Source organism: Paraburkholderia sp. Cpub6, assembly GCF_014201065.1.
GTDB classification, from domain to species: Bacteria; Pseudomonadota; Gammaproteobacteria; order Burkholderiales; family Burkholderiaceae; genus Paraburkholderia; species Paraburkholderia tuberum.
In genome coordinates this window covers 1,012,116-1,026,133 of sequence record NZ_JACHDM010000001.1, presented here as the reverse complement: position 1 = coordinate 1,026,133, position 14,018 = coordinate 1,012,116, and the positions used below count along the sequence as shown (strand labels likewise).

At 66.9% G+C, this 14,018-nt stretch carries 11 protein-coding genes; 6 read left to right on the top strand and 5 right to left on the bottom strand.

The window, feature by feature from the left end:
• Positions 1–78 precede the first annotated feature (78 nt).
• Positions 79–978, top strand: a complete 900-nt coding sequence (locus HDG33_RS04500; protein WP_184022770.1) for a LysR substrate-binding domain-containing protein — start codon at positions 79–81, stop codon at positions 976–978.
• Positions 979–1,093: 115 nt separating this feature from the next.
• On the opposite strand, the gene HDG33_RS04495 is transcribed toward HDG33_RS04500, so the two are convergent.
• Both HDG33_RS04495 and HDG33_RS04490 read right to left on the bottom strand, forming a co-directional pair.
• Positions 1,094–1,840, bottom strand: a complete 747-nt coding sequence (locus tag HDG33_RS04495; RefSeq protein WP_184022769.1) for a glucose 1-dehydrogenase — start codon at positions 1,838–1,840, stop codon at positions 1,094–1,096.
• 370 nt (positions 1,841–2,210) lie between these two features.
• Complete coding sequence (locus tag HDG33_RS04490) at positions 2,211–2,585, bottom strand: hypothetical protein (protein ID WP_184022768.1); 375 nt, start codon at positions 2,583–2,585, stop codon at positions 2,211–2,213.
• A gap of 196 nt (positions 2,586–2,781) precedes the next feature.
• On the opposite strand from HDG33_RS04490, the gene HDG33_RS04485 reads away from it, so the two are divergent.
• On the top strand, positions 2,782–3,669 hold the full coding sequence (locus HDG33_RS04485; RefSeq protein ID WP_090805807.1) for a LysR family transcriptional regulator: 888 nt from the start codon (positions 2,782–2,784) through the stop codon (positions 3,667–3,669).
• 123 nt (positions 3,670–3,792) lie between these two features.
• Complete coding sequence (locus HDG33_RS04480; RefSeq protein ID WP_184022767.1) at positions 3,793–5,142, top strand: TAXI family TRAP transporter solute-binding subunit; 1,350 nt, start codon at positions 3,793–3,795, stop codon at positions 5,140–5,142.
• 27 nt (positions 5,143–5,169) lie between these two features.
• Here HDG33_RS04480 and HDG33_RS04475 read toward each other — a convergent pair whose 3' ends face one another.
• The 3 genes from HDG33_RS04475 to HDG33_RS04465 form a co-directional block, all read right to left on the bottom strand.
• Positions 5,170–6,072: a ProQ/FinO family protein gene (locus tag HDG33_RS04475; RefSeq protein ID WP_184022766.1), complete on the bottom strand. Its 903-nt coding sequence runs from the start codon at positions 6,070–6,072 to the stop codon at positions 5,170–5,172.
• 90 nt (positions 6,073–6,162) lie between these two features.
• Positions 6,163–7,527, bottom strand: a complete 1,365-nt coding sequence (locus HDG33_RS04470) for an ATP-binding protein (RefSeq protein ID WP_184022765.1) — start codon at positions 7,525–7,527, stop codon at positions 6,163–6,165.
• Complete coding sequence (locus tag HDG33_RS04465; protein WP_018417800.1) at positions 7,524–8,186, bottom strand: response regulator; 663 nt, start codon at positions 8,184–8,186, stop codon at positions 7,524–7,526. Before HDG33_RS04465 ends, HDG33_RS04470 begins: the two co-directional genes overlap by 4 nt.
• A 221-nt stretch (positions 8,187–8,407) precedes the next feature.
• Here HDG33_RS04465 and HDG33_RS04460 point away from each other — a divergent pair, with 221 nt between their 5' ends.
• The 3 genes from HDG33_RS04460 to HDG33_RS04450 are packed head-to-tail and all read left to right on the top strand — an operon-like array spanning position 8,408 to position 13,990.
• Positions 8,408–9,820, top strand: coding sequence for a TolC family protein (locus HDG33_RS04460; RefSeq protein WP_184022764.1), 1,413 nt, complete (start codon positions 8,408–8,410; stop codon positions 9,818–9,820).
• Positions 9,810–10,934, top strand: a complete 1,125-nt coding sequence (locus tag HDG33_RS04455; protein WP_184022763.1) for an efflux RND transporter periplasmic adaptor subunit — start codon at positions 9,810–9,812, stop codon at positions 10,932–10,934. Before HDG33_RS04460 ends, HDG33_RS04455 begins: the two co-directional genes overlap by 11 nt.
• On the top strand, positions 10,931–13,990 hold the full coding sequence (locus HDG33_RS04450) for an efflux RND transporter permease subunit (RefSeq protein WP_184022762.1): 3,060 nt from the start codon (positions 10,931–10,933) through the stop codon (positions 13,988–13,990). Before HDG33_RS04455 ends, HDG33_RS04450 begins: the two co-directional genes overlap by 4 nt.
• Positions 13,991–14,018: the final 28 nt, after the last annotated feature.

Genomic DNA, 14,018 nt, shown 5'->3' with positions numbered 1-14,018 from the left:
TACAGAAGCGTTGTCCATCGGTAAAATCGATATAATCGATGACGGTATCGCAAAAACTTATTTGCTGACGAGGCACACGTGCAATACGCGCAATTGCGGGCGTTCCATGCGGTCGCGGAACATGGCGGCTTTTCGAAAGCGGCGCAGGCGTTGTCGCTGACGCAGCCGGCGGTGTCGGATCACGTGCGGCGGCTCGAACAGGATTACGGCGTCAAGCTGTTCGAGCGCGGGCCGCGCGGCGTGGAGACGACTGAACTCGGGCTGCGCCTGTTCAGCGTGACACGGCATATGCTCAGTTGCGAGCGGGAGGCGCGCCAACTGCTCGAATCAGCGGGCGGGCTGGAGTCGGGTTCGCTATCGCTCGCGGCCGATGCGCCCGATCTCGCCGTCGCGCTGATCGGCGCGTTTCGCCAGCGGCACCCGGGCATCGTCGTCACGCTGTCGATCGCCAATGCGGCAGAGTGCATGCAGCGCGTGCTGTCGAGCGCGGTCGACGCGGCGATCACGGCCGCGCCGCAGGTGCATAGCCGCTTGCAGTCGCGCGTGTTGCGGCGCGATCCGCTGGTCGCGATGGTGCCGGCGAGCTACCCGGCCGCGAAGAAGCGCCGGCTGAGTTACGCGGAGCTCGTCGAACAGCCGATGATCTTCCGCGAGCCGCAATCGGTCACCCAACAACTGCTCGAAATCGAGCTCGTGCGCGAGTCGTTGCAAGTCGAGCCGGTCATGTACGTGGATGGCCGCGAGGCGCTAGAGGAAGCGGTCGCGCAGGGAATCGGCGTCGGCGTCATTGCGCGCGCAGAGTTCAACGAGTCGCGGCGGATCCGGATGGTGCCGCTGCTCGATTGCCGCGTGCAGATGATCGAATCGCTGACGCGGCTCGCCGAGCGGCCGGGTTCGAATCTGCTCGACGCGTTTTTTGCGGTGGAGTTGCCGGGAGCCGAAACAGAGGTCTTGGGGGGCGATGTTCAACCCGCGTAGCTCGCGCGCCGTCGCTGCAAGGAGCGGCGTGGCCTTCATGCTGCCGGCCCCGCCGCCCGCGAGCGCGCTCGAATCGTTCCGCGGGTTGCCACCAGCGTTGGCAACCCCTTCAGACTTATCGCGACCCGCCGCTCGCGATCAGGCTCTCGCCCGTCAACCAGCGCGCGTCATCCGACGCGAGGAACGCGACGACATCCGCGATATCGTCGGGTTGGCCGATACGGCCGAGCGGCGTCGTGCTGACCGCCCAAGTTTCGAAGTCCGAGCCGATCACGCCGGCGGTGTGGGTGCCCTCGGTCTCGACCATGCCCGGATTCACCGAATTCACGCGGATCTTGCGCGGTCCGAGTTCCTTCGCGAGCACGCCGGTGATCGCATCGACCGCGCCCTTGGTCGCCGTGTAGACCGCGGTGGTCGCCGGCGTGATGCGGGTCACGACCGAGCTCACGTTGACGATGCTGCCGCCTTCGCCCAGATGCCTGGCCGCCGCCTGCGTCACGAGCAGCAGCCCGAGCACGTTGACATCGAAGTGCTTATGGAAGTGCGCTTCGGTGATCTCTTCGAGCGCCGCGAATTCATAGACACCCGAGTTGTTGACCAGAACGTCGAGCCGCCCGTACGTTTCGATCGCCGTATCGATAATGCCGTTCGCGTCCGCGGCCTTCGACACGTCACCACCAACCGCGACCGCCTTGCCGCCCGCCGCGGTGATATCGGCGACCACCTTGTCGGCGCCCGCGCGGCTCGACGCATAGTTCACCACGACCGACGCGCCTTGCGCCGCCAATGCCTTCGCAATCGCCGCTCCGATGCCTTTCGATGCACCCGTTACAACCGCTACCTTGCCTGTGAGCTTGCTCATCATCGTGTCCTTTCAATGGTTCGCGCCGGCATGCCTCGCGAGGAGCCGCGGGGTCCACGCCAATAAAAGCCGGAAATGCAGTGGCGCTGTCACTGGTCGTTAATTTAGGCATGGCGCGAGGCCGGATAAAGCGGCTCGAGACGAATTGATACGCCGCTTCCGACGAACAATCGATTCGCATCAGACCTCGATGGCCCCGTTTACGCGTGGCTTACGACGATTGATGCTGTTTGGCTTGCGCCGCGGCGTCGGCGTCGCGCAAGCGCGCGCTGACCGACCGCAAGAGCGGCACGCGGCAGCAGAGACGTGCAACCGCACAAGACTCCTACCTGCAGACGCCACGATCAGGCGCTACACACTCAAGGCGCTTTTATTCATCGCACTTTTGTTCGCTGCTGAGCAGCAGCGCGATGTGCGCGGCCACGCTCGCGAGCACCGCGAGCGCGCCGAGCGTATCGAGAATAATGGGCCACACGATCTCCCTCCTCCGCGATCCGCTGCTCCCAACGTCTTTTAAACGAATGCGCGCGCCATCGATTGAACGTCGGGGCCGAGCAGACAGATAAAGAACCAGCCACGAAAACTCGCCGCACTGCTCCGCCCGCGCACGCGCTGACCGAGCTGCCGCAACGAGCGTGCCGAGTACGATGCCCGCCAGCATCGGCCATAAGCGTTCGACGAGCGTGCGCACGCCCGATCCCGCAAACAGCTGCCACCCGTTGGTGACGAACGACGGCAACAGCATGCGCGAGCTGAATGCGCTGCCGCGCGCGGAAAAGGCGCTCGTGCGTCATCTGGCCGGTATTTAGCGGCGCTGTTGCTATCATTCGTTGCCCTCGCGCAGCGCCGCGGCGGCAGCACCGTACCGCAACCGGCAGCACCCAAGGCGCAGCAAACCAACGCAACACCCATTGCCGACGCATCACACCTCAGAGGCATGCATGGAATTTCGCCAACTTCGCTACTTCATCGCGGTCGCCGAGGAAATGAACATCACGCGGGCGGCCAATCGTCTGCATATGACACAGCCGCCGCTGTCGCGGCAGATCCAGCAGATCGAGGAAAGTGTCGGCCTGCCGCTGTTCGAGCGCGGCTCGCGGCCGTTGCGGCTCACCGAAGCCGGCCGCATTTTCTACACGCAGGCGAAACGTCTGATCGATGAAGCCGACGAGCTCGCGCCGCTCACGCGCCGGCTCGCGCAACTCGCGGAACGCATCGTGATCGGTTTCGTACCGTCGACGCTGTATGGCGCGCTGCCCGCGGTGATCCGCTCGTTTCGCGAGGCCGCGCCGCACATCGAGCTGTCGCTGATCGAGATGTTCACGATCGAGCAGTTGGCCGCGCTCAAAGGTGGCCGCATCGACGTCGGCTTCGGCCGGCTGCGCTTCGACGATGCGCAACTCGCGCGCGAAGTGCTGGTCGAGGAACGGATGATCGCCGCGTTGCCGCAGGACCATCCACTCGCGCGGCAAAAGAAGCCGCTGACGCTTGCCGCGCTCGCCGAGGAAACGCTGATCGTCTATCCGAGCACGCCGCGGCCGAGCTATGCGGACCAGCAGATCTCGGCAATGCACGATCAGGCGCTGGAGCCGAAAGCGATCCATGAAGTGCGGGAGTTGCAGACCGCGCTAGGGCTGGTCGCCGCGCAGGTCGGCGTGTGTCTCGTGCCGGAGAGCGTCGAGGGCTTGCGCGCGCATGGCGTCGCGTACCGGCCGATTCCGTCGGCAAGCGCCGCGTCACCGATCATCATGAGCCGGCGCCTGCAGGACGAATCGCCGGCGACGCTGCTGATGTGCTCGCTCGCGCGGCAGTTGTTCAAGCGCGTTTGAGCGCCGCGTGCGTGAGCACGGCGACGCGGCGCCGCGCGCCCGGTCAATAGAGCGAACCGTCGACGGCAAAGCCGCCCCGCACAGGCGACAATGCCTTCACCTGGCTTCCCGCACGGAGTCTTCATGAAAGCGCAGCGTCCACGGCCTCCGCACTTTCCCGCCGAACCAACGCGCGCCGAATGGCGCGAGCACCTGCTGCCCTACTTCATCACGGCGCTGCTGATCGCGTTCGCGATCGTGCTGATCGTCTGGATCGCCAATCCGGCGCCGCCGCGCACGATCACGATCAGCGCCGGCCCGCGCGACAGCTCGTTCGTCGTCACCGCGAACCAGTACCGCAAGATCCTCGCGCGCAACGGCATCCGCCTGAACGTGCTCGAATCCGAAGGTTCCGTGCAGAACCTGCAGCGGCTGCTGGATCCGAAGCAGCACGTCGATATCGCTCTCGTGCAGGGCGGGGTGGCCGAAGGGCTCGATACTTCGTCGCTGGTGTCGCTCGGCAGCGTGTTCTATGTGCCGATCGTCGTGTTCTATCGCGGCGCGGCGCTCACGCAACTGGCGCAGCTCGAAGGCAAGCGGATCGCGGTCGGCCGCGAAGGCAGCGGCACGCGGCTGCTCGCGCTGCAACTGCTCGCGGCGAACGGCATCGAGCCCGGCGGCGCCACGACGCTAGTGCCGAGCGACGGCCTGCAGGCCGCCACGCAGCTGGTTGCCGGCGAGGTCGACGCGGCGATTCTGAGCGGCGATTCGGCAACGCGCGGCCTGATGCTGCGGCTGTTGCGCGTACCCGGCATCTCGGTGATGAATTTCGACGAAGCGAGCGCCTATACACGCGTCTTTCCGTTTCTCGACCAGATCGACTTGCCGCCCGGCGTGCTCGATCTGAAGCGGCGCATTCCGCCCGAGACCGTCCACCTGATCAGTCCGACGGTCGAACTCGTCGCGCGCAGCACGCTGCATCCGGCGATTTCGGACCTATTGATCGAGGCGGCGCAGGAAGTGCACGGCGCCGCGGGCCTGTTGCAGCACGCCGGCCAGTTCCCGAACCCGGTCGAGCACGAATATCCGATCAGCGAAGACGCGCAGCGCTATTACCGGACCGGCAAGGGCTTTTTGTATCGGACGCTGCCTTTCTGGCTCGCGAGCATCGGCGATCGTACGCTCGTCCTGCTATTGCCGGTCGCCGTGCTGCTGTTGCCCGCCATGCGCGTGATTCCGGCGCTGTACCGGTGGCGGGTGCGCTCGCGCATCTATCGTTATTACGGTTCGCTGATCGCGATCGAGCGGCACGCGCTCGCCGGCGCAACCGACGAGGAGCGCACGCAGCTACTGGGGCAACTGGACGAGATCGAGGCGGCGCTGAGCCACCTGCGCATGCCGCTCGCGTATGCGGATGCGTTTTACGTGCTGCGCGAGCATGTGGGATTCGTGCGCAGCCGGTTGACGGCTGCGCCGCCCGTCATGGCCTCGTGATCGAGGCCATGACGGGCTGTGCCAAGGTTAGGCTTGGGAGGGGGGCGAGGCGGGAGCGGTGGCTTGCGGTTCGTGTTGCGCGCTGGTCTGCGCCTGGGTGTCCGCGCTCCCGGCGGCATCCGCCGCTACGGCTTCCGGCGACGCAGCAGCGGCATCCGCCTGGCGGGCCGCTTGTTCCGCGACTGCCGCTACCGCTGCTTCGGCCTGCGACGCTTCAGCGGCCGCGCCCTCGGCCGGTGTACCTGCATCGGTCGGCGCATTCGCGCTTGCCGTCGCGGTGGCGGCCTTCTGCGCGCCCTTCGCCGCACGATGCGCGAGCAGGCGCTGAGCACCCGCCGCTTCCTGCGCCGTGACCTTGCCGGCTTCGACGCCCGCCAGGTCGACGCGCGCCGCGCCTTCGACGAGGCTCTTCCAGTAGCGCCCGCCACGGCACCACGTCTTGATCGCGTCGCGCAGTTCGGCTTCGCTCAGCGACAGTTCCTTCGCATGCACGACAAGGTCTTCGAAAATGCCGATCTTCAGCGGCAGCTTCGGGGCCGGATTCTTCGGGAAAGCGACCGGGAAACGTTTTTGCAGACGACCGATCGAGCGCACCACCGGGTCCACCGGCTTGGCGTCCACCGCCGGCTTGGCGGGCGCGGTGTGGCGCGCCGGCTGCGGGCCGCCGGCTCGCGTACCCGGCTTGCCGTCCGGGCGAGCGCCGGCCTTTGCGGCCGGCTTCGCGCCGGGCCGGCCACCGGGCTTCGTACCCGGATTGGCGCCACGCTCGGCATGTGAACCAGGATGTGCCCCTGAATTTGAAGCAGGCTTGCCAGCGGACTTCGAAGCGGGGCGCGTGGCCGATTTGCGATCGGGCTTGCCGGCGGACTCTGCGGCGGCACGCGCCGCGGCCAGTTGCTTCTTCAGTTCAGCGAGTTGTTCGAAACCCATAGTGCACAACCAATCTGTCGATCTGTAAAAATGAGATTGTAGCAGCGTGCGCCCACGTGCTTGTGACAACCCGAGCCGCAATGACGATCGTCAATTCGCGGCCGTGACGGGCGCGTGGGCGGCGGGCGCGCGCAGCCCTGTGACCGACACCCGCAAACCGGGCGCCCCGACATTGTTGCTCAGCGACAGGCCGAGCTGATGCCGCTCGGCGATCCGCGCGACGATCGCGAGACCGAGCCCGCTGCCCTCGCCCTTCGACTCCTCGCCGCGATAGAAAGGGTCGAACACGCGTTCGAGTTCCGCCTCCGGAATTCCCGAGCCGCTGTCGACGACCTCGAAGCCCACGCGCTCGCCCATGCGTCGCAGCACCACGTCGACACGGCCGCCCGGCGGCGTATGACGGATCGCGTTATTGATCAGGTTCCCTAACAACACGCTGATACTGTGCGGCTCCGCGAGCACCGTATAGGCGTCGTTCGGTGTGCGCGCGTGTTCGCATTCGAGGCCGAGATCGATCTCGCGCAACTCCGCGAGCACGGAACAATCGCTGACCGCCTGCTCGCCGATGCGGCGCAGGCTGACCGGCACCGTCGACGTGACCGGCTGCGCGTCTTCGCGCGCGAGCGTCAGCAGTTGCTGCACGAGGTGGATGATCCGGTTCACCCGATTTTCGACGCGCTCGAGCGTCTGCCCCTCGCCTCTCAGCGATCCATCGCGCGACGCCGCCTGCAGTTGCAGCTTCAGCGCCGCGAGCGGCGAGCGCAGCTCGTGCGCGGCATCGGCGATGAACGTGCGCTGCGCCTGCGACGCCGTATGCAACCGTTGCAGCAGATCGTTCAGCGCTTCGACGAGCGGCCGGATTTCGACCGGCAGGTTGCCGTCGAGCCGCAGCGGTTCGAGCGAATCGATCGAACGCGTCGCGAGCGCGCGCGACAGCCCGCCGATCGGCGCGAGCCCGCGCGCGACCACCAGCAGCACCAGCGCGATCGTCACCGGCAGCAGCACGCCGAGCGGCCACAGCGTGTGCAGCGCGAGCTGCAACGCGAGTTCTTCGCGCACCGAGACCGGTTGCGCGACCTGCACATAGCGGTCTGTCTGCGCGACGCCGAAGATGCGCCAGTGGTATTCGCCGCGCGGCACTGTGTGAAAGCCCGGCGGCAGACGCTCGAACACCGGCGCCTGCGCGGAGCGATAGACGAGCGTACCGCCGCGGTCCCAGATTTCGATGACAATGCGGTCGTCGGCGAGATCGCCGAGGTCGGGGTTGCGACGCTCGCGGCTGCCCGCGCCGCTCAGCGCCGACGGCAGCGACAGCGCGACGGTGCGCAGTTCGTAGTCGAACAGCTCGCTCGCCTCGCGCCGCGCGGTATGGAAGATCGCGAAAGCCGCGACCATCGACGCCGCCGCCATGCCGAAGATCAGCCAGCCGAGCAGCCAGCGGCGAATCGACGTCATCCGCACCTCTTCAGGCGGTAGCCGACCCCGCGCACGGTCACCACCTGATCCGCGCCGATCTTGCGCCGCAGACTGTGCACATGCACTTCGATCGTATTGCTGCCGACTTCCTCGCCCCAGCCGTACAGCTTTTCTTCGAGCTCGGCCTTCGTGAACACGCGGGTCGGCTCCTCGATCAGCGCCTGCAGCAACGCGAATTCGCGCGGCACCAGCGGCAGCGGCACGCCGTCCTTGGTGACTTCATGCGCGGCGGGGTCGAGCGTCAGTTCGCCGTGACTGTAGACCGGCTGCTTCTGGCCGGTGCGTCGGCGCAGCAGCGCGCGAATGCGCGCGGCCAGTTCGTCGAGATCGAACGGCTTGATCAGGTAGTCGTCGGCGCCGGCGTCGAGACCGCGGATGCGTTCGTCGACCGCGTCGCGCGCGGTCAGGATGATCACGGGCGCCGCGCCGCCGTTGCGGCGATACGCGTTCAGCACGTCGATGCCGTCTTTTTTCGGCAGGCCGAGGTCGAGCAGCACGAGGTCGTACACGCCGTTATCGAGCGACAGTTCCGCCGCGCGGCCGTCCTCGGCCCAGTCGATCGCGTAGCCGGCGCGGCGCATCGCGCCCAGCACCGATTCCGCGATCATGTCGTCGTCTTCGACCAGTAGCAGGCGCATGGCCTCTCCTCTCCTTGGTGCGGTTTTGGCCGCCGCATTATCGGCCGTCGCAGCTTAACGAACCCTTACGGGGTACGGACGACGCGTCGATTTCGCACGGCCCGGCTCGCGCGCTTCGACGTTAAGCCTGTCTTAAGCGCGCGCTGCGGAAAATCGACTCCCTTTGCGAGGCCTCGTTCGCGAGTCGCTCGCCCCTTCCGATGATTCGCAGGAGCCGGATTTTGCCCGATTTCCATCCCGTGGCGGCGCTGCGTCGGCGCGCACTGATGCCGTTGTGCGTGCTGCTGATGAGCGGCTGCGCGACCTATCACCGCGAGCCGCTCGCGCCGCAGGACACCTCGACGTCAGCGCGATCGCTCGAACGGATCCGCATCGATCCCGCTAGCATGCCGCTGCCCGGACTGGCCGCGCATCGTTTCGATCCCGCCGACGGGCTCGACATCGATGAAGTCGCGATGCTCGCGGTCGCCAACAACCCCGATCTGAAGCTGGCCCGCGACGATCTCGGCATTGCCGGCGCGCAGGCCTATTCGGCGGGTCTGCTGCCCGACCCGCAACTGAGCGTGTCGAGCGATTATCCGGGCGCGGCCGGCACCACGCGCGCGTTCAATTATGGCCTCAGCATCGACGTGATGGCGATCGTGCTGCGCAGCGCGAATAAACAGTCCGCCGACGCAACGCTCGCGAAGACCGATCTCGGCCTGCTGTGGCAGGAATGGCAGGTCGTCGCGCAAGCGCGGCAGCTGTTCGTGAAGCGCTGCTTCCAGCAGCGCACGCTGCCGCTGTTGCAACAGCAGCGCGAGCTCGCGCGCACGCGCTACGAGCGCATGGCCGCGGCGCGCGCCGCAGGCAATCTGACCGACGATACGCTCACCGCCGCGCTGCTCGCCTACGGCGACGCACGCAAGCAATACACCGATGCCGAGCGCGCGGCCGCGCAAACCCATCACGATCTGAATGTGTTGCTGGGCCTCGCGCCCGACGTGCAATTGCAATTGCAATCGGGCAGCGACGATGTCGTCGCGCCGCTCCCCGACGCCACACTCGACTCAGCGCTCGCCGGGCTCGCCCGCCGCCGCCCCGACCTGATCGCGCTGCAGGCAGGCTACGAAGCGCAGGAGCAGAAATATCGCGCGGCGATTCTGAGCCAGTTCCCGAGTCTGTCGGTCGGCTTCGTGCGGGCGCGCGACACGTCGAACATCTACACGAGCGGCTTTCAGGTCAACCTGAGTCTGCCGATCTTCAACCGCAACCAGGGCAACGTCGCGATCGAAAAAGCGACCCGCCAGCGGCTTCGCGACGAGTACCAGACCCGCCTGAACCAGGCGTATGCGGACGTCGCCCGGCTACGCGAAGACAGCGCGATTCTCGCGCGCCAATTGCAGCAGACCGAAGCCGCGCTGCCCGGCGTCGAGCGCGCCGCGCGCGAAGCCGCGTCGGCCTACGCCGAACACAACCTCGTGCTCGGCGCATACACCGACGCGCAAAGCGCCGCGCTCGCGAAACGCATCGACGTCGCGACGCTGCGCGAAGCGCTCGCCGAACAACGCATCGGCTTGCAGGCGCTGCTCGGCAGCGCGATTCCCGATGCTTTCTCTTCCGCTCAGACTTTCATCGACACTCATGCGAAATAGCCTATTCTCATCGCGGCATCTGTGGCCGCGCGTTGCGGCCGTCGCCGCGCCGCTCGTCTGCGCGATCCTGCTGTATGCATCGGTCCATCCGGTTCGTGCGGACGACAACGCCGCCAGCGAAGCTCAACCGTCGGTCGCGGTACAGACCGTGCGCGTGCAGCGCGCCGCAATCGCGCAGCCGGTGCGCGGCTTCGGGATCGTCGCGGCCACCGCGTCGAACCTGACGACGATCAACCTGCCCTACCTGTCGCGTATCGTGCAGATGCGCGTGCAGGCGGGCGAGACCGTCAAACGCGGCACACCACTCTTCGTCGTGCAGGCCGATCCTGCCGCGGTGCTTGCCGCAACCCAGGCGAGAAGCGCGCTGACGCTCGCGCAAGGCGAACTCGTGCGTACCCGGTCGCTGTACGACAAGGGGCTCGCGACGCAATCGCAGCTCGCCAGCGCGAGCAAGGCCGTCGACGATGCGCGCGAAGCGCTCGCCGCGCAGAATCAGACCGGCATCACGAGTGGCAACAAGGTCGTGACCGCGCCGTTCGACGGCGTGGTGCTGCAGCTATCGGCGGCACAAGGCGACCAGGTGCAGGCCGGCGCGGCGATTCTGCAACTCGCGAGTGGCGCGAGCCGCGACGCGCGCGCAAACGTGACGCTCGGCGTCGAGCCCACCGACGCCGCAACGATCCATCCCGGCGACATCGTCACGCTGCACGGCCTGTCCACGGCACTCGCACAGACGTCGATCGAAGGCCGCGTGGTGCTCGTCGGAGCCGCGATCGATCCGCAATCGCAACTGGTCAACATCGGCGCGACGGTACCGCTCGCGCAGACGCCGTTCATCCCCGGCACGCGCGTTTCTGGCGACATCGCGACGCGCACCGGCACGCACTGGATCGTGCCGCGCGCGGCCGTGCTGCAGGATGGCCAACACGCGTACCTGTTCCAGGTCACGCCGCAAAACAAGGCGCGCCGCGTCGCGGTGAGCATCGCGGTCGAAAACGGCGAGCGCTACGGCGTCGACGGTCCGCTCGACCCGATGCTCGCCGTCGCGAGCAGCGGCAACTACGAGCTGAAAGACGGCATGGCGGTACGCGCCGGCGGGGATGGCGCGCGATGAACTTCGGTCAATGGATGCAGACGCATCGCCGCTCGCTGCTGTTCGTCATCGCCTTGCTCGCGATAGCCGGCGCGCTGAGCGCATTCCGTCTGCCGATCTCGCTGTTTCCGAACGTCGCGTTTCCGCGCGCGGTCGTGTCGCTCAACGCGGGCGACCGCCCCGCCGAGCAGATGACGACGCTCGTCACGATGCCGGTCGAGGAAGCGCTGCGCCGCGTGCCGAACGTGCGCGACGTCGAATCGACGACGAGCCGCGGCGCCGCGGAGATCTCGCTGAACTTCGACTGGGGCACCGACATGGCGCAGGCGACCTTGCAAGCACAATCGGCGATCAGCGAGATTCTCGCGACGCTGCCGCCCGGCACGACGATGCAGGTGCGGCGCATGGACCCGACCGTGTTTCCGGTGCTCGCGTACAGCCTGACGTCGACGCGGCAGTCGCTCGCGGCGCTGCATGATCTCGCGCAGTTCCAGATGCGGCCGCTGCTGTCGTCGGTGGAAGGCGTCGCGCGCGTCGAGGTGACCGGCGGCGCGCAGGACGAGTTCGAAGTCGCGGTCGATCCCGCCCGCCTCGCCGCGTACAAGCTGTCGCTCGTCGACGTATCGAAGGCGATCGGCGCGAGCAACGTGCTGATGGCGAACGGCCGCATCGAGGATCACGACAAGCTGTACCTCGTCGTCACGAACTCGACGATCACGCAGCTCGACGAATTGCGCAACGTCGTCGTGTCCGCCAACGGCAATGCGAACGGCGCGCAGATCCGTCTGGGCGACGTCGCGGCGGTGAGCCGGGGCGTGGTGCCGCAATGGATGCGCGTCACCGCCGATGGTCAGGATGCGGTGCTACTGAACGTGTATCAGCAGCCCGGCGCCAACAGTGTCGCGATGGCGCGCGCGATCCGCGCGAAGATCGCGGCATTCGAGCCGCAGATGCCCGCGGGCGTGCATCTGTCGAACTGGTACGACCAGAGCGAACTCGTGATCGCGTCTGCCACCAGCGTGCGCGACGCGATCATGATCGGCATCGTGCTCGCGGCGTTGACGCTGTTCTTCTTCCTGCGCAACTGGAAGATCACCGCGATCGCGGTCGCGCTGGTGCCGGTCGTGATGGCCGCGACGATCCTGCTGCTCGACGTGTTCGGCATGGGCTTCAACATCATGACGCTGGGCGGTATGGCGGCCGCGGTCGGCCTCGTCATCGACGACGCGATCGTGATGATCGAGCACATCGTGCGGCGCATGCGCGAAGCCGGCGCGCGCGCGTTCCACGGCCGCGTGATGGCCGCGGCGCTCGAATTCACGCGGCCGCTCGCGGGTTCGTCGGCGGCGACACTGATCATCTTCGTGCCGCTCGCGTTTCTGTCGGGCGTGACGGGGGCCTTTTTCAAGTCGCTGTCGCTGACGATGGCGAGCGCGCTGTTCATTTCGTTCCTCGTCACATGGCTCGCGGTGCCGATCCTGTGCGACCACTGGCTGAAGCCCAAAGACGCCGAGGAGCACCAGGAAACACGTTTCGCCGCGTGGCTGAACCGGCGCTATGCGGTGACGGTCGGGCGTGTGATCGCGAGGCCGCCACTCGTGCTGCTCGGCGTCGTGCCGTTGATCGTCGTCGCGGCGTTCGCGTTCACGCGCGTCGGCAGCGGCTTCATGCCGAGCATGGACGAAGGCGGCTTCGTGCTCGACTATCACACGCAGCCGGGCACCTCGATCACCGAAACGGACCGGCTGATGAAGCAGATCGAGCAGATCGTGCGCGCGAACCCGAACGTCGCGACCTATTCGCGCCGCACCGGCGCGGGTCTCGGCGGCGATCTGAACGAGCCGAACAAGGGCGACTTCTTCGTGCGGCTGAAGTCCGGCAAACGTGAGCCGATCGACGCCGTGATGGCGGAAATCCGCTCGCAGATCGACACGCAGGTGCCGGGCGTCAGCATCGAGCTCGCGCAGCTGATGGAAGACCTGATCGGCGATCTGACCGCGGTGCCGCAGCCGGTGCAGATCAAGATCTTCTCCGACGACCCGCGCACGCTCGACACCACCGCGCGCAAGGTGGCCGCGCGCATCGGCCGGATTCAGGGCATCGTCGACGTGAACGACGGCATCAATCCCGCCGGCGACGCGATCGAGCTGCACGTCCTGCCCGCCGCTGCCGCGGCCGAAGGCATGGACCCGCAAGCGATCGCGCAGGCCGTCACCGACATGCTCGAAGGCAATGTCGCAACGCAGTTCCAGAGCGGCCCGAAAACGGTCGGTGTGCGCGTGCGCGTGAACGGCGCGCGCCAGATGACTGATACGCAACTGGGTCAGCTACAGATACGCGCACCGGACGGACATCTGTTCGCGCTGAAGCGCGTCGCCGATCGCGTGAGCGTCACCGGTCAGCCCGAGATCAGCCGCTCGAATCTGAAGCGGATGGTCGCGGTCACCGCGCGCATCGACGGGCGCGATCTCGGCTCGACGATCGCCGACGTGCAGAAGGCGCTCGGCGATGCGAACCTGCTGCCCTCGGGCGTCTATTACGAGCTCGGCGGTCTGTACCAGCAACAGCAGATCGCCTTCAAGGGTCTGTTGACCGTGTTCGGCGCCGCGATCGCACTCGTGTTCGGCCTCCTGCTGTTCCTGTACGAGCGCCTTCGCGTCGCGCTCGCGGTGCTGGCGATGCCGCTGCTCGCGGCCGGCGCGGTGTTCATCGGCCTGTGGATCACCGGCATCGAGTTGAACATCTCCGCGATGATGGGCATGACGATGATCATCGGCATCGTCACGGAAGTCGCGATCTTCTATGTGTCGGAATTGCAGGCGCTGGTGCGCGACGACGAGATGCCCTTCGACGACGCGTTGCAGGCCGCCGGCCGCAACCGTCTGCGGCCGATCGCGATGACGACGATCGCCGCGATCCTCGCGCTGTTGCCGCTCGCGTTCGCGCTGGGGCAAGGCTCGGCGATGCAGCAACCGCTCGCGATCGCGATCATTTCGGGGTTGATCGTGCAGTTGCCGCTCGTGCTGTTGCTGCTGCCGGCGTTGCTGAAGCTGTTGATGAAACAGCAGCCGGTGTGAGCGTGGCCAAAGTTTTCCGCATTTCGCG